Here is a 20,397-nt window from a genome sequence, read left to right on the forward strand (position 1 = left end):
ATGCTCAACGCGATGCTAGACCGTGGGCCCGCGGGCCCACGGAGGCGACTACGGCGATTCGGCCGGCTCGGGGACGTCGGGCAGCTCGCCGACCACCTCGGGCACGTCGACCTCGATCGTCGGGGAGATCAGCGGCATGAGGTCCAGCAGCGCGCCGTCGTCGTCGGTGCCGCTGATCTGCCGGGCCGCGACGATCGAGCCGGGCGCCTCGGGCACGATCACGACGGTCGCGTTCGTGGCGTCGCCGATCGCGGTCAGCGGCACCGGGACGGTCGCGCCGGCCGGCAGCTCCATCGGCAGCTCCTCGGCGACGCTGCCGTCGGCGGCCAGCGTCTGGACGGTGAGCCGCGCCGTCGTCGTGGTGGCCGAGCTGAGCAGCACCGTGCTGGCGATGCCCGACGCCGCGCGGCTGAGCAGCACCGGCGTCGGTCCGGAGAGCGGCTCGGAGGCCGACGTGTAGGCGACGTCGGGCTGGCCGCCGTCGGTCGCCTGCACGACCCGGATCGACCCGGTGATCGGCTCGTCGCTCTGCAACCGGATGCCGGCGGGGTCGGTGCCGCTGTCCAGCGGGATGTCGGTGACGGTGCCGGCGGTGACGGTGACGACGTCCTGGTCGACCGGGCTGTACGCGCCGTCGACGCCGAGGATCTGCAGGGACACGATCGCGTCGGTGTCGCCGGGCGCGACGATGCGCAGGCTGCGCTGGCCCGACCCCGGCACGCCCGGGATCCACAGGTCGTTGCGCGGCGCCACCGCGGCCGGGACGTACGTCATGCCCTGCGGCGTGATCTCGTCGGTCTCGCGCACCTCGAGCGCGGCGGTGACGCGGCCCTGGCTCGTCTGCACGCGCACCGCGGTGGTCACGGAGCCGGCCGCCAGCGCGTCCAGCAGCATGATCCGCTGGCTGCGGGCCGGCACGCCGATGTCCTGCGTGCCGGGCGCGTCGATGACGCCGGCCTCGTCCCACAGCTCGACGTCGATCACGGCGGGGACGTCGGTCGGGTTGGCCAGGATCAGCCGGCCGCGCCGGCCCACCTCGGCCGAGGCGCCGACGAACCAGTGCTCGCGCCGCGGCGCGGTGCAGGTCGCCGTGCTGACGCCGCGCAGGTCGACCTCCTGGAGGATCAGCGACTGCTCGGCCGCCAGCCCGGGGGCCAGCGCACCCTGGCCGGTGACGGAGTACGACGTTCCGGCCGCGGTCTCGACCGGGGTGATCGTCGGGACGCCGCGCTCGGCGATGCTGACCAGCGGCTCGGCCGCGGCCTCCTCGGCGGGGTCGCCGGTGGCCTCGGGGTCGTCCGGGTCGGGCGGCAGCGCCAGCGCCTGGACGGTGACCGGCGGCTGCTCGGCCCCTTCGACCGCCTCGGGGAGGTCGACGCCGGGCAGCGCCAGCACGCCGAGCTCCGCGGTGCCGGCCTCCTCGCCGTCGACGTACGGGCACACCAGCGACGACCGGACCACCGGCTCGCGGACCTCCGGGTGGTCGTCGACGATCGAGTCGGGCGGGCCGATGAGCGTCGCCCCGCCGACGACGACGGCCACCCCGACGCCGGCGGCGAGGCCGGCCCAACGTGCGCTGATCACTGCTCGTCCTCCTGGCGCCGGCCCTTCGCCCGCTTGCCCGCGGCCCGCTTACCGGGCGTGCGGCGGGCGCGGCCACCGGCGTCGGTGCTCGGGCCGGCCGGCTCGTCGGAGGCCTGACCGGCTCGGCGGCCCTTGTAGGCGTCGGTGATCGACGCGCGCGGGCCCTCCTCGTCGGCGCCGGCCCGGGCGAACGGGTCCCACTCGCCGACGGCGTGCGGCGCCTGCTCGGCCGGCTGCTGGGCCCTGGGCGCCGGTGCCGGCACGGGCTCGGCGAAGGAGGGGTCGGTCAGCGGATCGCCGGTCTGCTGCGGCTCCGGCTCGCGGGCCGCCCGCTTCCGGGCGCCGCGGCCGCGCGGCGCCGGCTCCGGCTCCGGCGTCGGCTCGAGGAACCCGGTCGCGTCGGCCGGCTCGGCGGCACGCACCGGCGGCTGGGGCTCGGGCTCGGGGGCCGCAGCTCGCTTGCGGGCGCCGCGGCCGCGCGGCGCCGGTTCCGGCGCCTGCTCGAGGAATCCGGTCGCGTCGGCGGCCGGCTCCGCGGCGCGCGCGGGCGACTCGGGCTCGGGGTCGCGGGCCGCCGCTCGCTTGCGCGTGGTCGCGCCGCGGCGCAGCCGCTCGCCGAGGGTGCGTTCGCCCGGCACCCAGGCAGCGGCGCCGGCGCCGGCGTCGGCGACCGTGGCGGGCTCGCGGGCCGGCTCACCGGCCGGAACCGGCGGTGCAGTGGGGGTCGGCGCCGGGCGGGGCGACGGCGACGGCTCGGCGCCGCGGCGGGAGCTCCGGCGGCGGCTGCCGCGGGCGGCCACCGGGACGGCGGCCGGCGCCTCGGCGCCCACCCCGGCCGGAACCGGGACCAGCGGCAGCTCCGGCGAGGAGTCCTCGGGATCGAGCTCGGCGGCGTCGTCGACGGCGCCACGCTCGCGCCGGATGCCGGGCAGCGCCAGCACGACGGCGACCACGACCGCGCCGAGCTGGAACCAGAGCCAGAACGCGCGCCGGTTGCCCTCGTACTCGACGGTCAGGTCGCCGGCCTGCGGCGGCAGCGTGAACGCCTGCGCCCAGCCGCCGTACGTCGTGGCCTCCAGCTCGGCGCCGTTGAACCGGGCGGTCCAGCCGGGGTCGGCCAGCTCGGACAGCACGACCTGCCGGCCCTCGGGGCCCTCGGGCACGCTGCCGGCGGCGTCGACCTCGTCGCTGGGGACCGTGACGACCTCGGTGTTCTCGTCGGCCAGCGGTGCGAGCTCGCCGTCCTCGGCCGGCGGTGCGGCCACCCACACCCGCGCGACCGGCTGGTCGATCTGCCAGATCGCCGCGCCCTCGGGCGCGCTGCTGCGGACCAGGCCGGGCACGGTGTCGAGGGTGTCGGCGAGGTCGGGGTCGTACGGGCGCGGCAGGTAGACGTAGCGCACCGCGAACTCGGCCAGACGTGCGCCGTCGGCGCCGCCGCGGCCGGACACGACGTCGGCGACGACGTCGTCGAGCGGGCCGTACTCCTCCGGCGGCGGGCTGACCTCGGCGTCGCCGAGGCGCGGGCCGGACTCGCGCAGCAGCGCATAGGTGATGCGGCCGTCGTCGGCGCGGTTGAGCACCAGCGTGCGGACCCGCTCGGGGCCGGCGGCCTCGTCGGCGACGTAGGCGGGGAGGATCTGCGGGTCGCGGCGCTCGATCGGGTCGCCGGCGCCGCGGGCGACCCACCAGCCGGCCGCGACGATCGGGGCGAGCCCGGCCGCGCAGACGACGATGACGGCCAGCGGCTGGCGCCAGCCGAAGCTGACGTGCGACAGCCGTTCGCGGGCGCCCTCGCCGCCGATCGCGGCCGCGAGCAGCAGGCCACCGGCCACGACGACCGTCGCGTACCCCGGCCAGCCGGCGACCGGCGTCTCCAGGGTGGGGGCGCTGACGGCGATGCGCGACAGCACGATGCCCGCGACCAGCGCGACGCCGACGACGATCCAGGCGGCCGCGATGGCCAGCCGGCGGACCGGGCGGAACAACGAGATCCAGGCGGCGGCCAGGATGCCGGCGCCGAGCCAGACCGGCCCGCTGCCGGGGCCGCCGGGGTTCTGCAGCAGCACCGACCACGGCGCCAGCTCGGGGTCGGACAGACCCGGACCGGGCACGCCGGCCTCGGTGACCAGCAGCATCGGGCGGCTGATGAGGCTGCCGGTCCAGGGGATCAGCACCACTGGCGTCACCGCCAGGAGCGCACCGAGGCGCACCAGCGAGCGGCGGTCGCGGAACACCGTCGCGGCGGCGACGACGGCCAGCACCAGCGCGATGAGCCAGGCCAGCGGCACGAACGCGGAGATCACCGCGAGCAGCAGGCCGGCGCTCCACGCGGCCCGGCCCGGTCCCGAACGGCCGGGCGTGCCGAGCGTGCGCATGACCGCCAGCACCAGCAGCGGCGTCAGCACGGTCGCGACGGCGGTGCCCAGCCGGCCGGCCGCGATGGCGCCGGTGATCGCGGGCAGCAGCGCGTAGCTCGCCGACACCCAGACCCGCAGCAGCTTCGTCGTGACCACGCGGCGGACCAGGAGGTACATCGTCAGGCCGGCCAGCGGCACGGAGCCGATGAGCAGGAGGTCGACGGAGACCGAGGCGTTGCGGACCAGCGTCGCCACCAGCGCGACGGCGCCGAGGTACGGCGGCGTCGCCGACGGGCTGCCCAGCCCGGCGCCGTGCCACGACTCGGTGTAGACGGCCCAGAGCTCGCCGGCGGCGGCCGGCGCGGGCAGCAGCGCGCCGCCGAACAGGCGGCCGGAGCCGATCAGGTCGCGCGCCGTGACCAGCGTCACCACGAGCAGGACGGCCGTCATCAGCACGGCGGGGTGCAGCAGGAAGCGCAGGACCCAGCCGTCGTCGCCGGCCGGCGCCTCGTCGTCCTCGCCACCTGACGTGGCCGCGCGGCGTCCGCCGGAGACGTCGTGACCGGCGCCGCTGCCGGACCCGGTGAGCATGCCGAGGACGTTCTCGCCGGCGTGGCGCAACTGCTGGCCGCGCGGCGGGAACAGCGAGCGCAGTTGCGACGGCGCCTTGCGGCGGGTCCGCCGGCGGTGCGCCCGCGCCCGGATCAGCACGTCGGGCCGGCCGATGACCGACAGCAGCGCGACCAGTTCCTCGAACGCCAGCGCCGGCTGCTTGCCGACGAGGAAGGTGAAGGACCGGCCGAGGCTCATGAACAGCACCCGGAGCAGCACGAACAGCAGCGACCGCGCCGGGGTGTTGGCCAGCAGCACGTAGATGGCGTTGCGGCGGTCGGCCAGGTGCGGCCGGTCGCGGGTGGCGCCCAGCCGGCGCCGTCCGTGCGCGGCCGCCTCGGCATGGTAGACGATCGCCTCGGGGCAGACGACGACCGGGTAGCCGGCCTCGTTGGCGCGCCAGCCGAGGTCGAGGTCGTCGCGGAAGATCGCCAGCTGCGGGTCGAAGCCGTCCAGCTCGTCCCAGACGTCGCGGCGGATCAGCATGCCCGCGCTGCCGACGGCGAGGACGTTCTTCGAGGTGTCGTGCTGGCCCTGGTCGTACTCGCGGCGGTCCAGGCCGGTGTGGCGGCGGCCGCCGCCGGTGACCGTCAGGCCGATCTCCAGCAGCTGGCGGCCCTCGCGCCAGTCCAGCACCTTGGGCCCGATGATGCCCGCGTCGGGGCGGCGGACGGCCGCCTCCAGCAGCCGGGCCAGCGCGTCAGGCGCCGGGGCGCTGTCGTCGTGCAGCACCCAGATCCAGCGGGTCTGGTCGGACCTGCGCAGCCCGCCGGTCCCGCGCATGGCCTGCGCCATCTCGTCGCCGGCGGCGACTCCGGCCGCGACGGCCGCACCGAACCCCGTCGAGCGGGGCATCGGCACCACCGACGGCGCGCCGAGGGTGGACGTCAGGACCTGCTCGGTGTCGTCGCGGCTGCCGGTGTCGACGGCGACGATGCGCTCGGGCATGCGGCGCAGCGCGGCCACCGCCTCGAGCGTGCGGTGGACGAACCGGTTGCCGTCGTGCGCGACGATCACGGCCGTGACGTCGTGCGTCAGCAGCTCTGTGGGGTCGACCGGCTCCGGTTCGCCGATGTCACTGGCGAACGCGTCAAGGGCGGCGTCGGCGCCGATGCCCGGGTCGGAGTAGACACTGGGCGTCGTGCTGCCGTTGTCGATTGCGGTCAAGGGGTCCGGTGCCATGCCTCGTCGTCGTTCCAGCGGTCGGTCTGCGAGCACACGGAGCTTGGCGGCCCCGGCCGAAGCGTGCCTCGGCCGGGCAACCCCGTACGCCAGCCGCCAACCTTACGCGCTGAACCTGAGAACGGCAGAGTTCAGCTTGGCGGCAACCGGCCGGGCGACCGTCACACCGCCCGCTTCTTGAGCTTCCGCCGTTCCCGCTCGGACAGCCCGCCCCAGATGCCGAACCGCTCGTCGTGCGCCAGCGCGTACTCCAGGCACTCAGCCTGGACTTCGCAACCGGTGCACACGCGCTTGGCCTCTCGGGTGGACCCGCCCTTTTCAGGGAAGAACGCCTCCGGATCAGTCTGGGCGCACAGCGCCCGCTCTTGCCAACTCATCTCTTCGGCTTCGCCCCAGAGCAGGTCGATCTCGTCCCACTCGGTCATGGCTCGCCTCCTTCGACCTGTTTCTCCGGCTCAGAGCCGGCCCCCGATGCGGTCCCGCGGTGGTCGAAGCCGCGGAACCACTGAACGACACGTTCGAAATTACATGAGTGCAATACGTGCGCGTCAAGCGGAACCGTGCTAAAGATCTCCGTTCATTTGCCGGCGCCCCGCCGAAACGGCGCGCCCCGCCCCTGGTGCTGACGCATCGTCACGACATCGTCGACGCTCTGTTACGACAGCCGTGGGGCGGTTCGGGCGGGAGCATAGGCGCTCCGCCGCGCGGCACGCCAGATGGCCGATCACCCGATGCACGACCGCCGAGCGCACCATCTCGTTGACGTCCGGGACGGCGCCTCGGTTCCGCGGTTCAGCCCCAGGAACGCGTGATCATGTCCTCCAGCGGTGTCTCGGGGACCGGGCGCGGGCGGGGCACCGTCGTGGCACCGGGTACGGTCGTGGCTGTGCTGAGGATCACCGCGCTGGCCGGCGGGATCGGGGGCTCCAGGTTCCTCCGGGGGCTGCTGCGGGCCGCGCCGGACGCAGAGGTCACGGTCATCGGGAACACCGCCGACGACATCACGCTGCACGGGCTGCACGTCAGCCCCGACCTCGACACCGTCATGTACACGCTCGGCGGCGGCATCGAGGAGTCCCAGGGCTGGGGCCGCGCCGGCGAGACGTTCGCCGTCGCGGAGGAGCTGGGGGCGTACGGGGCCGAGGCGCAGTGGTTCACGCTCGGCGACCGCGACCTCGCCACCCACCTCGTCCGCACGCAGATGCTCGCCGCCGGCTACCCGCTGTCCGCCGTCACCGAGGCCCTCTGCGACCGCTGGCAGCCCGGCGTCCGCCTGATCCCCATGACGGACGACCGGGTCGAGACGCACGTCGTGGTCGCGGCCGGGGACGACGACGGCGCCGAGCGCGCGATCCACTTCCAGGAGTGGTGGGTCCGCCTCCACGCGGAGGTCCCGGCCCGCCGCATCGTCCTCGTCGGCGCCGACCAGGCCAAGCCGGCCCCCGGCGTCCTCGACGCGATCGCCACCGCCGACGTCGTGCTGCTGCCGCCGTCGAACCCGGTGGTCAGCATCGGCCCGATCCTCGCCGTCCCCGGCATCCGCGACGCCGTCCGCGCCACGAAGGCGCCGAAAGTCGGGCTCTCACCGATCATCGGGGGATCACCGGTGAGAGGGATGGCCGACGCCGCGCTCAAGGCGATCGGGGTCCCGACGACGGCGGCCGGCGTGGCCGAGCTGTTCGCGGACCTGCTGGACGGCTGGCTGGTCGACACCGTCGATGCGGAGGCGACAGCCACGGTCGAAGCGGCCGGCGTGCGCTGCGTCGCCGTCCCCCTCTGGATGACCGGCCCGGACACGACCGCCGCCATGGCCCGTGCCGCGCTCGACCTCGCCGAGGAGGTGCGGGCCCGGTGAGCGCTCGCTACGAGGCGTTCGGGCTGCCCGGCATCCCCGAGGTCCGCCCCGGCGACGACCTGGTGGACGTCCTGGCGACGGCGCTCGCGCAGGCACCGCCCGGCGACGCGCTGCGCGACGGCGACATCGTCGTCGTCACGAGCAAGATCGTCAGCAAGGCCGAGGGCCGCGTCCGGACCGGCATCGACCGCGACGCGGCCATCGACGCCGAGGCGGTGCGGACGATCTCGGAGTGGACGACGCCGCGCGGGCGCACCCGCATCGTCGAGACCCGGCACGGCTTCGTCATGGCCGCCGCCGGCGTCGACGCGTCGAACGTCGAGGCCGGCTCGGTCGTCCTGCTGCCGGTCGACCCCGACGCGTCCGCCCGCGCCCTCCGCGACGGGCTGGCGCAGCGCTACGGCGTACGCGTCGGCATCGTCGTGACGGACACCGCGGGGCGGGTCTGGCGCAACGGCGTCGCCGACTTCGCCGTCGGCTCGGCCGGCATCCGCGCCGTCGACGACCTGCGCGGCAGCACCGACGCCTACGGCAACGACCTCGGCGTCACGATCGTCGCGCTGGCCGACGAGCTGGCGGCGGCGTCCGAGCTGGTCCGCGCGAAGCTGTCCGGCGTCCCCGTCGCCGTCGTGCGCGGGCTGCCGCACCTGCTGCTGGAGCCGGGCGAGGACGACCACGGCATCGCCGCGCTGATCCGCCCGAGCGCCGAGGACCGGTTCCGGCTCGGCACCCCGGAGGCGATGCGCGCCGCCGTCCAGACCCGGCGGACGGCGTCGTCGTTCACCCCGGCGCCGGTCGACCCGGGCGTGGTCCGGCAGGCGGTCGCGGCCGCGTTCTCCGCGCCGTGGCCGATCGACACGCCGCCGTGGCGGTTCGTGCTGCTGGAGTCGGCCGCGGCCCGCCGCCGGCTGGCGTCCGCGCTCGACGGGGCCGGGCTGCTGGACGCCGCCCCGTACGTCGTCGTCCCGTGCCTGGTCAACGGGTCCGACGCGCTGCTCGGGCTGGGCGCGGCGGTCGAGAACCTGCTGATCGCGCTCGGCGCCGAGGGCCTCGCGTCCGCCTGGCTGTTCCCCGACCCCGCCCTCTCGGCGGCGACGGCGGCGCTGGACCTCCCGGCCGGCTGGACGCCCATCGGCGCGGTCGCCATCGGCCACGCCGCCGAACCGTCCGCCGACCACCCGCCCGTCGACGTCGCCACCGTGACGGTGACGCTGTGACGGCGACGCTGTGACGTACCGGCCGCTGGCGTCCGAGCTGGAGACGGAGCGACTCTCGCTTCGCCCGCTCGTCCCGGCCGACGCCGCCGAATGGCACCTCGAGCTGCTCGGCGAGCGCGAGGACGGGACGACCCGCACCCTCGACGAGGACCGGCGACTGCTCGCGGACCTGCTGGCGTCGGAGGCCGCCAACGGCATCGGCTTCCGCACCATCAGGCGGAGGTCGGACGGCGAGCCGCTCGGCTACACCGGACTGCTGATCGGCCGCGCGTCGCTGGACGAGCCGGAGCTGGCCTACGAGCTGCTGCGGCGGCATCACGGGCAGGGCTACGCGACGGAGGCCGCGCGCGCCGTCGTCGACGCGGCCGCCGCGACCGGGCGGACGCGGTTGTGGTCGACGGTGGGGCCGTGGAACACGCCGTCCTTCCGGGTGCTGGAGAAGCTCGGCTTCCGCCGCGACCGCGTCGGGGCCGACGAGCGCAGCGAGTTCGTCTACCTGGTCCGCGACCTGCCCTGAGCGCCCGTCACATCGACCGGAAGTCGCGCACCGGCGCCCGCGGGCCGCGCCGCGGCGGGGTGGCGCCGGCCCGCAGCAGCAGGACGCACGCGCGGTGCCGGTGCCCGCGGTACGGCTCGAGCAGCTCCAGCATCAGCTCGTCGGAGCCGCGCCGCTCCCCCGTCAGCGCATACGCGACGGCGTGCGGCAGGCCGTAGTCGCCCACCGAGACCGCGTCGGCGTCGCCGAGTACGCGCTGGCGGACCTCGGCCGACGTCCAGACGCCGATGCCGGGAACGGCGCGCAGCCGCCGGTCGGCCTCGTCGGAGGCCAGGCCGGTGATCTCCTCCAGCCGGGCCACATGCCGCCCGGCCGTGACGATGGTGCGCGAGCGTTGCGGCCCGACGCCGGCACGGTGGTACTCCCACGACGGGATGCGCGCCCACGCGCCGGACGGCGGGACGACGCGCATGCGGTCGGGCGCGGGGCCGGGCGCCGGCTCGCCGAACCGGCGCAGCAGCCGCATCCAGCCGCGGTACGCCTCGGTGCCGGTGACCTTCTGCTCGAGGATCGCCGGCACCAGCGCCTCCATGACCAGCCCGGTGCGCCCGATCAGCGTGCCCGGGAACCGGCGGATCGCGTCGGCCAGCACCGGGTGCTCGGGCCGGAAGTCGTCGGGGTCGTCGGCGTCGCCGAGCCACAGCGGGACGGCGTCGAGCGCGGCCGCCGCGCCGGGACCCCACGCCGTCGCCGTCACCTCGCCTCCGGCCGCGCGCGCCACGCACACCGTGGCCGGCTCGCCGCCGGGCCGGCAGGTGCGCCACACCCGCCCGCGGGCGTCGACCTGGAAGGCGGGGTCGTACGGACCGCGCTGCTGCGCCCCGAGCGTTGCCAGGACGTCGACCGGGCGCCGCGGCCGCCACGTCCGCTCCATCACGTCACCCAGTGAAGCACGCACCACCGACAGCCGTTTGTCGCCGCAGCGGCAGGGGCTGAATACTCACCCCGTGGGGGACGCCGAGGACGCACCCGGCGAGCGGCTGGTCGCCGCCGTCCGCGACGACGTGGGTGCGCGGCTCGCCCTCGCGGCGGAGTTCTACGCACGGCGGCGCGGCATCCGGACGTACGGACGGGCCCAGCTCGCGTTCATGCGCTGGCAGGCGCGGCGCGGCGTCTTGGAGCCGGCGGGCAGTCCGTGGTGGCGCGCCGTCAACGAGGGCCTGCTGCGCCACGCGTTCGAGGCGGCAGCGCTGCTCGACGCGGGCCGGTCCGCGGACGCCGGCCGCCCGGCCGTCGCCCCGTGGGTGCGGTTCCTCGAGCGGCCGTCGCCGAGCCGGTGGTACCGCGCCCACAACGGCAGCATCGTGGCCGGGTACTTCGAGCACCGCGAGCTGGCCGCCGGCGAGCACGAGGTCGAGCGGTTCTTCATGGACGTCGCGCTGCTGCGGGTGTTCTTCGCGCACGCCCTGGTCGCCGCGCCGCGGACGGCGCTCGGCCGGTTCTGGCCCGCCGCCACAGTGCTGGGCGACCCCCGCCGGCGCGGGACGGGGTGGTTCCTGTCGCTGCGCAACATCCTGCCGGACTGGTATCCGCTGGACGACCTGACCATCGACGAGGTGCTGCGGGGCGAGAACCGGTTCGGCCGGCACGTCGACTACGGCGTGATCGTGCCGCGGCTGGACCGGCTCTACGCGTTCGCGGCCGCCGAGCTGGGCGACCCGCGGATCGTCGGGCTGCTGCGCGGCGGCGGGCCGTGCTACGCCTGGCCGGCCGACCGGGACGAGGTGTGGCGGCCGGTCGGCTGGACGGTCCGGCTGGTCGGGCGGATCACCGGCTAGAACCGCTAGGACCGCGGCTGGCCTGCGATTTCGGCTCCGCCCCGTTGTCTGAGCAGCACACCGCCGTCGCCGTAGGCTGGGCGCATGAGTGAGACCCCGGCAGAGCTGCTACGTACCACGGTCCGGCACGACGGTGCGCGGCCGTTCCTCACGTTCTACGACGACGCCACCGGCGAGCGCGTCGAGCTGTCCACCACCACGTTCGACAACTGGGTCGCCAAGACCGCCGGGTTCCTCACCGGCGGGCTGAGCGCCGAGCCCGGCGAACGGGTCGCGCTGCGGCTGCCGGCGCACTGGCAGGCGCTGGCCTGGGCGGCCGCCTGCTGGTCGGCCGGCGTCTGCGTGGTGCTGGGCGACGAGGACGACGTCGAGGTCGCGGTCGTCGGCCCGGACGGCGTGGCGGCCGCGGCGGACGCGGCCGGCAGCGCGCCCGAGGTGGTCGGGCTCGCGCTGCGCCCGCTGGGCGGCCGGTTCACCGAGCCGCTGCCGCCCGGCGTCACCGACTACGCCGTCGAGGTGCCCGGCTACCCCGACCGCTTCGCCCCACTCGCCCCGCCCGACGACGCCGAGCCGGCGCTCGAGCGGGCCGGCGTCGTGCACACCCTCGGCGGGCTGGCCGACCACGCCCGGCAGCGGGCTGAGCAGCTCGGCGCCGGTCCCGGCGGCCGGCTCCTGGTCGCCACCGACGACCTCGGCACCGCCCTGGTCGACGCGCTGCTGGTGCCGCTGGTGGTCGGCGGGTCGGCGGTGCTCGTCCGGCACGAGGACCCGGCCGGCCGCTCCGCCCGCACCGCCACCGAACGCGTCACGGCGACGGCGGCCGCCTGACGCCGCGCGCGGGACCGGAGGTCGCGCGGGGCACGAGGAGGGGGCGGTGGGTGCGGAGCCGGCGTCAAGAGCGCACGCGGCATGCTTCACCGCCGCGAAGCGGAGCCGGCGCAGCACCCACCGCCCCCTCCGACCCCGGCGCACAACACCGAGCCACGCATAGCACCCGCTAGCCCGCCGCGGGGCCGGAGGTCGCGCGGGGCACGAGGGTCAGCGGCAGCCGCCGGCTGGCGATCGGCTCGCCTGGGGCGGCCAGCATCCGGCGCAGCGTCCGTAGCGCCAGCCGGCCGGACTCCTCGAACGGGTGCCTGACGGTGCTCAGCCCGAGCGCCTCGGCGACCGGGTCGTCGTCGAAGCCGAGGACCGAGACGTCGCCCGGCACGTCCACCCCGCGCGAGCGCAGCTCCGCCAGCGCGCCCAGCGCCACCAGGTCGCGGCAGCCCACCACCGCCGTCACCCGGTCCCGCAGCGCGTCGTCCGACCACAGCCGGGACACCGCGGCGGCACCGGCCGCCGTCCCGCGCGGCACGGTGATCTCCACGACAGAGTCCTCGCCGAGCACGGAGCGCAGCCCGGCCAGCCGCAGCACCGGCGGCGACTGGAACGGGTAGGTCTCGACCTCGTTGAGGAACGCGACCGTCCGGTGCCCCAGCGCGGCCAGGTGCTCGGCCACCAGCCGGCCGCCCTCGTGGTCGTCGACGCAGATGTCGGGCAGGCCGGGGTAGCGGGTGTCCAGCAGCACCGTGGGCAGCCGCTGCCGCAGCCGCTCGCCGATCTTCTCGTCCAGCGGCACGCCGAGGTTCAGCAGCCCGTCGACGTGGCCGCGGACCGGGATGTTCGCCAGCACCGGCGACGCCGACACCGCGATGTCCGCGCAGTCGCTGACCACCAGCTGCTCGCCGCGGTCGCCGAGCTCGTCGAAGACGCCGGCCAGCCGCCGCGAGAAGCTCGGGTAGGACGTGAACGGCGCGACCGCGGCGATGCGGTGCACGCCCTTGCGGGCCCGGACGACGGCGCGCTCCTTGGGCACGAAGCCGAGGTCGTCGGCCACCTGCAGCACGCGGTCCAGCGTCGACAGCTTGAGCCGCGCCGGATGGTTGAGCGCCAGCGACACCGTCGAGATGCTCACCTGCGCCTGCTCGGCGACGTCGTAGATGGTCACGTCCTTCACGGCACCGAGCCTAGGTTATCGAAGTGCTTTATCGAAGTGCTTGACAAAATCCGCGAACCGGACGACGGTAGGCCGGGTCGCCGACCACCGACACCGAGGTCGAGGAGAGCGCCATGACGACACGCCGCACCGCCACCCGCCCCCGCCCCCGCCCCAAGCACCGCGCCAGCCTGCTCGGCGCCCTGACGCTCGTCGCCCTGACGGCGGCCGCCTGCGGCTCGCCGGGCACGGACGCGCCGGAGTCGGCGCCGGACGAGGCGAGCACCGACCTCGGCGACGAGCCGGTCGTCGTCGACATCACCATGGACACGACCCAGGTCGAGAGCCTGCGCCCGCTCACCGACGCGTTCACCGCGGAGCACCCGAACGTCACGTTCGAGATCACCGGCGAGCAGTTCGACGCGCTGCAGCAGAACGCGCCCCGGCTGATGACCGGCGCCGCCCCGCCGGACCTGATCAGCCTGCCGACGCCCGGCAACACCGTCGAGGACGGGCTGGTCCGCAACCTCGACGTCTACGCCGAGGCGTACGGCTGGACCGACTTCCCCGCGTCGCAGCTGAACCAGTGGCGCATCGACGCCGACGGCACCCGCGGCACCGGCTCGCTGTACGGGATGGGCATCGGGTTCACGCTGACCGGCGTCTACTACAACAAGACGCTGGCCGCGCAGGCCGGCATCGACGGCCCGCCGGCCACGCTGGCCGACTTCGAACGCGACCTCGCCGCTGCGGCGACCACCGGCGTGACGCCGCTGATCACGTCGGGCAAGGACGGCCTGGTGTTCTTCCCGTACCAGTCCCTGCTGCTGGCCCAGGGCACCGCGGCACCCGTCACCGAGTGGGTGTTCAACGCGCCCGACGCGAGCATCGACACTCCCGAGGCGGTCGAGGCGGCGCGGACGCTGCAGGACTGGGCCGCGGCCGGCTACCTGGCGCCGGACGTCGCCGCGATCGACGCCAGCACCGCCGTCGCGCAGTTCGCGGCCGGCGAGGGCGTCTACTTCGTCAGCGGCAACTGGCAGGCCGCCACGCTGGGCGAGCAGCTCGGCGACGACGTCGGGTTCTTCCTGTTCCCGGCCGCCGACGACCATCCGCGGGCGGCGATGTCGGACCCGGCGAACTTCGTCATCCCGGCCGAGGCCGAGGACGCCGACGCCGCGGCCGCGTTCCTGGACTTCACCTTCTCCGACCAGGGCCGCGAGCTGGTCGTGGCCAACCAGGGCCTGGCGCCCGGCGGCCCCGCGGACGCGCCCGTCCCGGCGTCGACCGTCCCCGTCGTCTCCGACGCGCTGCAGGCGTTCACCGACCTCGGCCGCGACGACGGCATCGTCCCGTTCGTGGGCAACGCGACCGCGTCGTTCTTCTCCGCGACGCTGACGCCGCAGCTGCAGCTGCTGCTGGCCGGCCGGGTCACGCCCGAGGACTTCGCCGCCACGCTCCAGGCCGACTACGAGAGCCAGCTCGGCCGGTGACGGCGGCGGCGAGGCGCCGGCCCGGCGCGTCCGGCTGGTGGTGGGTGCTGCCGGCGCTGCTGCTGTACGGCGGCTTCGTGCTCTACCCGCTGAGCCAGACGGTGCGCTACTCGTTCTACGACTGGGACGGGTTCGGCCCGGCGACCTGGGTCGGCCTGGACAACTACCGGTCGGTGGCGACGGACGAGCGGCTGCTGGACTCGCTGGGCCACTCGCTGGTGCTGATCGCGTTCTTCACGCTGCTGCCGATCGCGCTCGGCCTGGCGCTGGCCGCCGTCGTCGCCGACCTGCGCTCGGCGGGCGCTCGGGCGGCCGCCCGAGCGGTGCTGTTCCTGCCGCAGGTGGTGCCGCTGGCCGGCGCCGCCATCGCGTGGTCGTGGATGTACTCGCCCGACGGCGTGGTGAACCAGCTACTGCGCCTGGCCGGGCTGGACGCGCTGGCCCGGCCCTGGCTGGCCGACTTCCACACCGCGCTGCCCGCGGTCGGCCTGATCGGCGCGTGGGTGGCCACCGGCCTGTGCACGCTGCTGTTCACCGCCGGACTGCTGCGGATCGACCCGGCGCTCTACGAGGCTGCCGCCTTGGACGGCGCCGGCCGGGTCCGCCGGTTCACCGCGATCACGCTGCCGTCGCTGCGCCGCGAGATCGTCGTGGCCGCGACCATCCTCACCATCGCGGCGCTGGCCAGCTTCGACATCGTCTACGTCGCCACCGCGGGCGGCCCCGGCTACTCGACGATGGTGCCCGGCGTGCTGATCTTCCGGCTGGTCTTCACCGAGCAGGCGGTCGGGCTGGCGTCGGCGCTGGCGGTGGTGCTGGTCGTGCTGGTGCTGGCGATCATCGCGCCGTTGCAGCGGCTGGGGCGCGAGCGGTGAGGCGGCGCAGCCCCGCGGGCGTCCTGCTGCTCGCGCTGGCCGCCGTCGGCACCGTCCTGCCGCTGGTCAGCATGGCCCTGACGGCGTTGCAGCCGCGCGGCTCCAGCCCGGCCGGTCTGAGCCTGCCGTCCGACCCGCAGTGGGGCAACTTCGCCGCCGCCTGGGACGCCGCCGTCATGGGCGAGCTGCTGGCGTCCAGCTCGCTGATCGTGCTGGTCGTCGTGCCGGCGGCGCTGCTGGTGGCGACGCTGGCCGGGTACGGGCTGGCGCTGGTGCCGTTCCGCGGCTCCCGGCTCGTGTACGCGGCGTTCCTGGCCGGCCTCGCACTGCCGTACGAGGCGCTGATCGCCCCGCTCTACCTGCAGCTGGGCGACCTCGGCCTGCTGAACACCCGGTGGGCGATCATCCTGCCGCTGACCGCGTTGTTCCTGCCGTTCAGCATCTTCTGGATGCGCGCGCACTTCCTGGGGCTGCCGGCCGAGCTGCTCGACTCCGCCCGGGTCGACGGCGCGAGCATGCGGCAGGCGTTCCGGCACGTCATGCTGCCACTGGCGGCGCCGGCGTGGTCGGCGCTGGCGATCCTGCTGTTCCTGTGGACGTGGAACCAGTTCCTGCTCGCGGTGACGCTGGTCGACGACCCGACGCGGCGGACGATGGCCGGTGCGCTCGGCGCCTTCCAGGGCCAGTACGGCACCGACATCGTGCTGCTGTGCGCCGGGTCGCTGCTCATCGTCGTCCCGACCATCGTGGTGTTCCTCGTGTTCCAGCGCGGCTTCGTCGCCGCCATCCTCCAGGGAGCGGGCCGATGATCGACGGACACTGGGCGCCGGACTACGCGCCGGTCGCGCGGACTCTGGCCGACCTGCTCGCCGAGGACCCGGCCGCGGGCGCCGCCGTCGCGGTGTACGTCGACGGACGGCCGGTGGTGGACGTGTGGGGCGGCCGGGCCGACCCGCGCACCGGCGCCCGCTGGGCCGCGGACACCCTCGCCGCCACGTTCTCCTGCACGAAGGGCCTGCTGGCGGCGTGCGCCGTCCGGGCCGCCCAGGACGGCGCGCTCGACCTCGACGCGCCGGTGGCCGCGTACTGGCCGGCGTTCGCCGCGCACGGCAAGGCGGCGGTGACGACGCGCATGGTGCTGTCGCACTCGGCCGGGCTGCCCGCACTGGACGCCGACCTCACCCGCGCCGACGCGCTGGCCGGGACGCCGGTCGTCGAGGCGCTGGAGCGGCAGCGGCCGCTGTGGCCGCCCGGCAGCGGGCACGCCTATCACGCCATGACGTACGGCTGGCTGGTCGCGGAGATCCTGCGCCGCGCCACCGGAGCACCGCTGGCCGAGCACCTCGCCCGGCTGGCCGGCAGGCCCGACCTGCTGCTCGGCGTCACGGCCACGGACGCCGCGCGGGTGGCGCCGGCCGGCTGGGACCGGGCCCGCTCGCGGCTGACGTTCCCCGCCGACGCGCCGTCGACACCCTGGCGGCGGCGGACCGTGACCCGCGCGATCACCCTCGGCCGCGCGTTCACCCCCGAGCTGGTCGGCGACGGCACCGGGCTCGACGACCCCGCCGTCCTGGCCGCCGGGCTGCCCGCCGTCGGCGTCGTCGCGACGGCCCGGGCGCTGGCCCGCACCTGGTCGCGCGTCGTCACGGAGACCGACGGCGCGCCCGCGCTGCTGCGCCCGGAGGCCGTCCGCGACGCGACCCGGGTCCTGGCCGAGGGGCCGGGCGTGCTGGACCTGCCGCCGCCGCACGCCCGCTGGGCCACCGGGTTCATGCTGCGCTCGCCGATCGCGCCGATGCTGGCCGAGTCCTCCTTCGGCCACGACGGCGCCGGCGGCCAGCTGGCCTTCGCCGACCCCGTCGCCCGGGTCGGGTTCGCCTACCTGACCAACCGGCTGCGCAACCACGACGACGACCGGGCGGAGCGCCTCGTCGGTTCGCTCCGCTCGGTCGTCGACGGCCGGACGTCAGTCAGCTGAACGCTGCGCCTGAGCGCGCAGTTCGGCCCGCTGCCGGTCGCTCAGCGGCTTGACGTCGTCGCAGTAGATGGTGCCGTTCACGATGAGGTCGCCCTCGATGTAGACCGGACCGGACAGGTAGACCGAGCCGATGGCGTAGAGCGCGCTGCTCCACTCGGTCTCGGTCTCGTCCGTGAAGCCGTAGGCGTAGATCGCCGGATCGTGGCCGCCGTAGGTCGTAGCGATGATCGCCGGCGTCGCCGAACCGGTCGCGACCACGGCGCCGCCGATGCCCATCATGTGCTCGTCGTTGGTGTTCACGGCCCGGATCGCCGCGTTCATCGCGTCACCGGTCGAGGCGACCAGGCCGTCGCCCTCGCCGCGATGCTGCACGCCGAGCGTCGCCGCGCCGGAGGAGCGGACGGTCGTCGTGGCGCTGCCGGACGTGTTCACGCGGCCGAGGCGGACGGGGTCGCCGGGGGCGGCCTGCGCGGATGAGGCGGCGGCCACGCCGGCCACGGTCGCGACGGCGCCACCGGCCAGCACGCCGGCGCCCCGGAGCAGGCGCCGGCGGCTGGAGCGGTCGTCGGCCGCGGACGGGGTCTCGGGTTCCATCATGAAGTGCTCCCAGGTCGGGCTGGATGAATCGGGCAAACACGGCCGTGTTGCCCAGTAGACGCCCGACCCGCAAGCGAGGTTGCCCGGATGCGCGGCCCGAATCGGCCTGGGCCCGCGGGTGTGGCACGATCTGGAACCATGCCCGCTCCCGGCACCCGCACTGTCGACGTCCTGGACGTCTCGGACCTCCGCTTCCCCGGCGGCACCTCGCACAGCATCGCCGAGGAGATCACGGCGCAGGCCCGGTCCGGGTACAGCACCGGCCTGATCAGCCTGAACGGGCCGCTCGTCGCCAAGGTGTCCCCGGTGAACCGGCTCATCCGCGCGGCGGTCGAGGACGGCCGCGCCCGGCTGCTGGTCGGCCGGGCTCCGGTGCGGGCGAAGGTCGTCGTGGTGCGGCACCCGGCGGTCCTGCAGCACGCCGCGGAGCAGCTGCCGCCGGTCGAGGCCGACCATGTCGTCATCGTCGCCAACGCCGCGCCCTACGACATCGACGGGCACGAGCACTACCGGCCCGAGGCGGTGCACGAGATCGCCAAGCACCGGTTCGGCCGCGAGCCGCTCTGGGCGCCGATCGGCCCGCTGGTGCGGCAGGCCATCGCCGGCCGGGTGCCGGCGGAGTCGCTGGCCGAAACCGACTGGGTCAACATCATCGACGTCGACGCCTGGGCCGTCGACCGGCCGGGCCGGGCGGCCGGAGCGCGCCCCGTCATCGGGCGGCACAGCCGGTCGTCGCCGCAGAAGTGGCCCGCCGACGCCGCCACGCTGCACGCCGTCTACCCGGTCGACGGGACGTGGACGGTGCGCGTGCTCGGCGGCGCGGGGCCGGTGGAGCACCTGCTCGGCGACCTGCCGGAGAGCTGGGAGGTGTTCCCGTTCGGCGCGATGCCGCCGCGCGACTTCCTGGCCTCGCTCGACTTCTTCGTCTACTTCCACAACCCGCGCTGGGTCGAGGCGTTCGGCCGGACCATCCTGGAGGCGCTGGCCACCGGCGTCCCGGCCGTCCTGCCGCCGCACTTCGAGCCGGTCTTCGGCGACGCCGCCGTCTACGCCGAGCCGCACGACGTCCGCCGCGTCGTCGAGACCCTCTACGCCGACCGCGCCGCCTACGACGCGCAGGTCGAGCGGGCCCGGACGACGGCGCGCGAGCGGTACGGCCACGAGGCGCACGTCGCGCGGCTGGCGGCGCTGATCGGGCCGCCCAGCACGACGCCGGCGCCGTCCACCCCCACCCCGGCCGCCCCCGCGACGACGAGCGACGAGCGGCCGCCGCGGGCGCTGTTCGTCAGCAGCAACGGCGCCGGCATGGGCCACCTCACCCGGCTGCTGGCGTACGCGCAGCGGTGCGCGCCCGCGCTGGAGCCGCACTTCTTCTCGCTGTCGCAGGCCGCGCCGGTGGTCGGGCGGTTCGGGCACCCGTACGAGTACGTGCCGTCGGCGTCCGCGACCGGGCTGGAGCCGGCCCGCTGGCACGCGTACTTCGCCGCCCGGCTGTCGGCCACCATCGAGCGCATCCACCCGTCGGTCGTCGTCTTCGACGGCACCTGGCCGTACGAGGGGCTCGGTCTGGTCCGCCGGGCCTACCCGGGCATCCGCTGGGTGTGGTCGCGACGAGGAATGTGGCGGGCCGGAATGAACCGCGACCAGCTGGCGAAATCGAGCTGGTTCGACCTCGTCATCGAGCCGGGCGAGTTCGCCGGACCGGCCGACCAGGGCGTCACCGCGCAGGCCCAGGCGACCCGCGTCGGCCCCGTCACCCTGCTCGACCGCGACGACCTCGACACCCGCGCCGCGGCCCGCTCGTTCCTCGGCCTGGACCCGGCCGCGCCGCTCGCGCTGGTCTCGCTCGGCGCGGGCAACATCAACGACACCAGCGGCGACCTCGGAGCCGTCGTCGCCGCGCTGCGCGACCTGGGCGTCGAGGTGTGCGTGACGCAGCCGGAGATCGCGACCGGCCAGGGCCGCCTCGACGACGTCCACGTGGTGCGCGACTTCCCGCTGTCACGCCGCTACCGCGCGTTCGACCTCGCCGTCAGCGCGACCGGCTACAACAGCTTCCACGAACTGCTCCGGTTCGGCGTCCCGACGCTGTTCGTGCCGAACCGGTCCACCGCGCTGGACGACCAGGAGGCGCGCGGCCGCTACGCCGCGGCGCAGGGCTGGGCGCATACGCTCGAGGTGGTCACCGTCGACCAGGCGACGCCGCTGCTGGCCGACCTGCTGGAGCGGGGCGAGCCGATGGTGAAGCACGTCTCCGACGCCGACCCCGGCAACGGCGCCGTCGGGGCCGCCCGCGTCCTCACCGGCCTCGTCGTCGAAGGGCAGGTCTGAC

General features: G+C 75.6%; 16 protein-coding genes. 10 read left to right on the forward strand and 6 right to left on the reverse strand.

Annotated elements, in window-relative coordinates; genetic code table 11:
• Nucleotides 1–48 precede the first annotated feature (48 nt).
• From BLV05_RS33570 to BLV05_RS33580, 3 genes are all read right to left on the reverse strand, one after another.
• A complete protein-coding gene (locus BLV05_RS33570) occupies nucleotides 49–1,584 on the reverse strand; it encodes a DUF5719 family protein (protein ID WP_046771479.1) in 1,536 nt (511 codons plus the stop codon).
• On the reverse strand, nucleotides 1,581–5,738 hold the full coding sequence (locus BLV05_RS33575; RefSeq protein ID WP_052762935.1) for a glycosyltransferase family 2 protein: 4,158 nt from the start codon (nucleotides 5,736–5,738) through the stop codon (nucleotides 1,581–1,583). Before BLV05_RS33575 ends, BLV05_RS33570 begins: the two co-directional genes overlap by 4 nt.
• 161 nt (nucleotides 5,739–5,899) lie before the next feature.
• Entirely contained in the window at nucleotides 5,900–6,163 is a 264-nt protein-coding gene (locus BLV05_RS33580; protein ID WP_046771480.1) for a WhiB family transcriptional regulator, read from the reverse strand.
• A 464-nt stretch (nucleotides 6,164–6,627) separates the two neighbouring features.
• Here BLV05_RS33580 and cofD point away from each other — a divergent pair, with 464 nt between their 5' ends.
• Genes cofD through BLV05_RS33595 form a run of 3 tightly spaced genes read left to right on the forward strand, consistent with a single transcriptional unit; the run spans nucleotide 6,628 to nucleotide 9,327 of the window.
• Nucleotides 6,628–7,593, forward strand: a complete 966-nt coding sequence (gene cofD / locus BLV05_RS33585) for a 2-phospho-L-lactate transferase (RefSeq protein WP_046771514.1) — start codon at nucleotides 6,628–6,630, stop codon at nucleotides 7,591–7,593.
• Entirely contained in the window at nucleotides 7,590–8,810 is a 1,221-nt protein-coding gene (locus tag BLV05_RS33590; protein WP_046771481.1) for a coenzyme F420-0:L-glutamate ligase, read from the forward strand. The genes cofD and BLV05_RS33590 overlap by 4 nt, the downstream gene beginning before the upstream one ends.
• Nucleotides 8,811–8,820: 10 nt before the next feature.
• Nucleotides 8,821–9,327 carry a GNAT family N-acetyltransferase gene (locus BLV05_RS33595; protein WP_197683459.1) on the forward strand — a complete coding sequence of 169 codons (507 nt, stop codon included), beginning with the start codon at nucleotides 8,821–8,823 and terminating at the stop codon, nucleotides 9,325–9,327.
• A 7-nt stretch (nucleotides 9,328–9,334) separates the two neighbouring features.
• Here the strand turns inward: BLV05_RS33595 and BLV05_RS33600 are convergent, their stop codons facing one another.
• A complete protein-coding gene (locus tag BLV05_RS33600) occupies nucleotides 9,335–10,240 on the reverse strand; it encodes a DNA-3-methyladenine glycosylase family protein (RefSeq protein ID WP_046771482.1) in 906 nt (301 codons plus the stop codon).
• A gap of 73 nt (nucleotides 10,241–10,313) precedes the next feature.
• On the opposite strand from BLV05_RS33600, the gene BLV05_RS33605 reads away from it, so the two are divergent.
• Nucleotides 10,314–11,144 (forward strand): hypothetical protein, encoded by an 831-nt coding sequence (locus BLV05_RS33605; RefSeq protein WP_046771483.1) that lies wholly within the window; start codon nucleotides 10,314–10,316, stop codon nucleotides 11,142–11,144.
• A gap of 84 nt (nucleotides 11,145–11,228) precedes the next feature.
• A complete protein-coding gene (locus tag BLV05_RS33610) occupies nucleotides 11,229–11,972 on the forward strand; it encodes a TIGR03089 family protein (protein WP_046771484.1) in 744 nt (247 codons plus the stop codon).
• A gap of 169 nt (nucleotides 11,973–12,141) precedes the next feature.
• Here BLV05_RS33610 and BLV05_RS33615 read toward each other — a convergent pair whose 3' ends face one another.
• Nucleotides 12,142–13,143 (reverse strand): LacI family DNA-binding transcriptional regulator, encoded by a 1,002-nt coding sequence (locus tag BLV05_RS33615; RefSeq protein WP_046771485.1) that lies wholly within the window; start codon nucleotides 13,141–13,143, stop codon nucleotides 12,142–12,144.
• Between the two features lie 113 nt (nucleotides 13,144–13,256).
• Between BLV05_RS33615 and BLV05_RS33620 the strand changes: the two genes are divergently transcribed.
• Genes BLV05_RS33620 through BLV05_RS33635 form a run of 4 tightly spaced genes read left to right on the forward strand, consistent with a single transcriptional unit; the run spans nucleotide 13,257 to nucleotide 17,468 of the window.
• Nucleotides 13,257–14,615: an ABC transporter substrate-binding protein gene (locus BLV05_RS33620; protein ID WP_046771486.1), complete on the forward strand. Its 1,359-nt coding sequence runs from the start codon at nucleotides 13,257–13,259 to the stop codon at nucleotides 14,613–14,615.
• Nucleotides 14,612–15,490, forward strand: a complete 879-nt coding sequence (locus tag BLV05_RS33625; protein ID WP_046771487.1) for a carbohydrate ABC transporter permease — start codon at nucleotides 14,612–14,614, stop codon at nucleotides 15,488–15,490. Before BLV05_RS33620 ends, BLV05_RS33625 begins: the two co-directional genes overlap by 4 nt.
• Complete coding sequence (locus BLV05_RS33630; RefSeq protein ID WP_046771488.1) at nucleotides 15,487–16,299, forward strand: carbohydrate ABC transporter permease; 813 nt, start codon at nucleotides 15,487–15,489, stop codon at nucleotides 16,297–16,299. The genes BLV05_RS33625 and BLV05_RS33630 overlap by 4 nt, the downstream gene beginning before the upstream one ends.
• Nucleotides 16,296–17,468 carry a serine hydrolase domain-containing protein gene (locus BLV05_RS33635; RefSeq protein WP_046771489.1) on the forward strand — a complete coding sequence of 391 codons (1,173 nt, stop codon included), beginning with the start codon at nucleotides 16,296–16,298 and terminating at the stop codon, nucleotides 17,466–17,468. Before BLV05_RS33630 ends, BLV05_RS33635 begins: the two co-directional genes overlap by 4 nt.
• Here the strand turns inward: BLV05_RS33635 and BLV05_RS33640 are convergent.
• Nucleotides 17,457–18,065, reverse strand: coding sequence for a hypothetical protein (locus tag BLV05_RS33640; RefSeq protein ID WP_152690979.1), 609 nt, complete (start codon nucleotides 18,063–18,065; stop codon nucleotides 17,457–17,459). The two genes, BLV05_RS33635 and BLV05_RS33640, sit on opposite strands and share 12 nt — an antisense overlap.
• Before the next feature lie 138 nt (nucleotides 18,066–18,203).
• Here BLV05_RS33640 and BLV05_RS37385 point away from each other — a divergent pair, with 138 nt between their 5' ends.
• Entirely contained in the window at nucleotides 18,204–20,396 is a 2,193-nt protein-coding gene (locus BLV05_RS37385) for a glycosyltransferase (RefSeq protein ID WP_197683461.1), read from the forward strand.
• Nucleotide 20,397 lies beyond the last annotated feature (1 nt).

It is taken from the genome of Jiangella alkaliphila (genome assembly GCF_900105925.1).
In the GTDB taxonomy this organism is placed as follows: Bacteria; Actinomycetota; Actinomycetes; order Jiangellales; family Jiangellaceae; genus Jiangella; species Jiangella alkaliphila.

What these genes read in the sequence shown, in the direction of transcription:
- BLV05_RS33575 (WP_052762935.1), bottom strand. Translation starts at nt 5,738, where the DNA reads ATGGCACCGGACCCCTTGACCGCAATCGACAACGGCAGCACGACGCCC.
- BLV05_RS33580 (WP_046771480.1), bottom strand. Translation starts at nt 6,163, where the DNA reads ATGACCGAGTGGGACGAGATCGACCTGCTCTGGGGCGAAGCCGAAGAG.
- BLV05_RS37385 (WP_197683461.1), top strand. Translation starts at nt 18,204, where the DNA reads ATGCCCGCTCCCGGCACCCGCACTGTCGACGTCCTGGACGTCTCGGAC.
- BLV05_RS33610 (WP_046771484.1), top strand. Translation starts at nt 11,229, where the DNA reads ATGAGTGAGACCCCGGCAGAGCTGCTACGTACCACGGTCCGGCACGAC.
- BLV05_RS33640 (WP_152690979.1), bottom strand. Translation starts at nt 18,065, where the DNA reads ATGATGGAACCCGAGACCCCGTCCGCGGCCGACGACCGCTCCAGCCGC.
- BLV05_RS33600 (WP_046771482.1), bottom strand. Translation starts at nt 10,240, where the DNA reads ATGGAGCGGACGTGGCGGCCGCGGCGCCCGGTCGACGTCCTGGCAACG.
- BLV05_RS33635 (WP_046771489.1), top strand. Translation starts at nt 16,296, where the DNA reads ATGATCGACGGACACTGGGCGCCGGACTACGCGCCGGTCGCGCGGACT.
- BLV05_RS33620 (WP_046771486.1), top strand. Translation starts at nt 13,257, where the DNA reads ATGACGACACGCCGCACCGCCACCCGCCCCCGCCCCCGCCCCAAGCAC.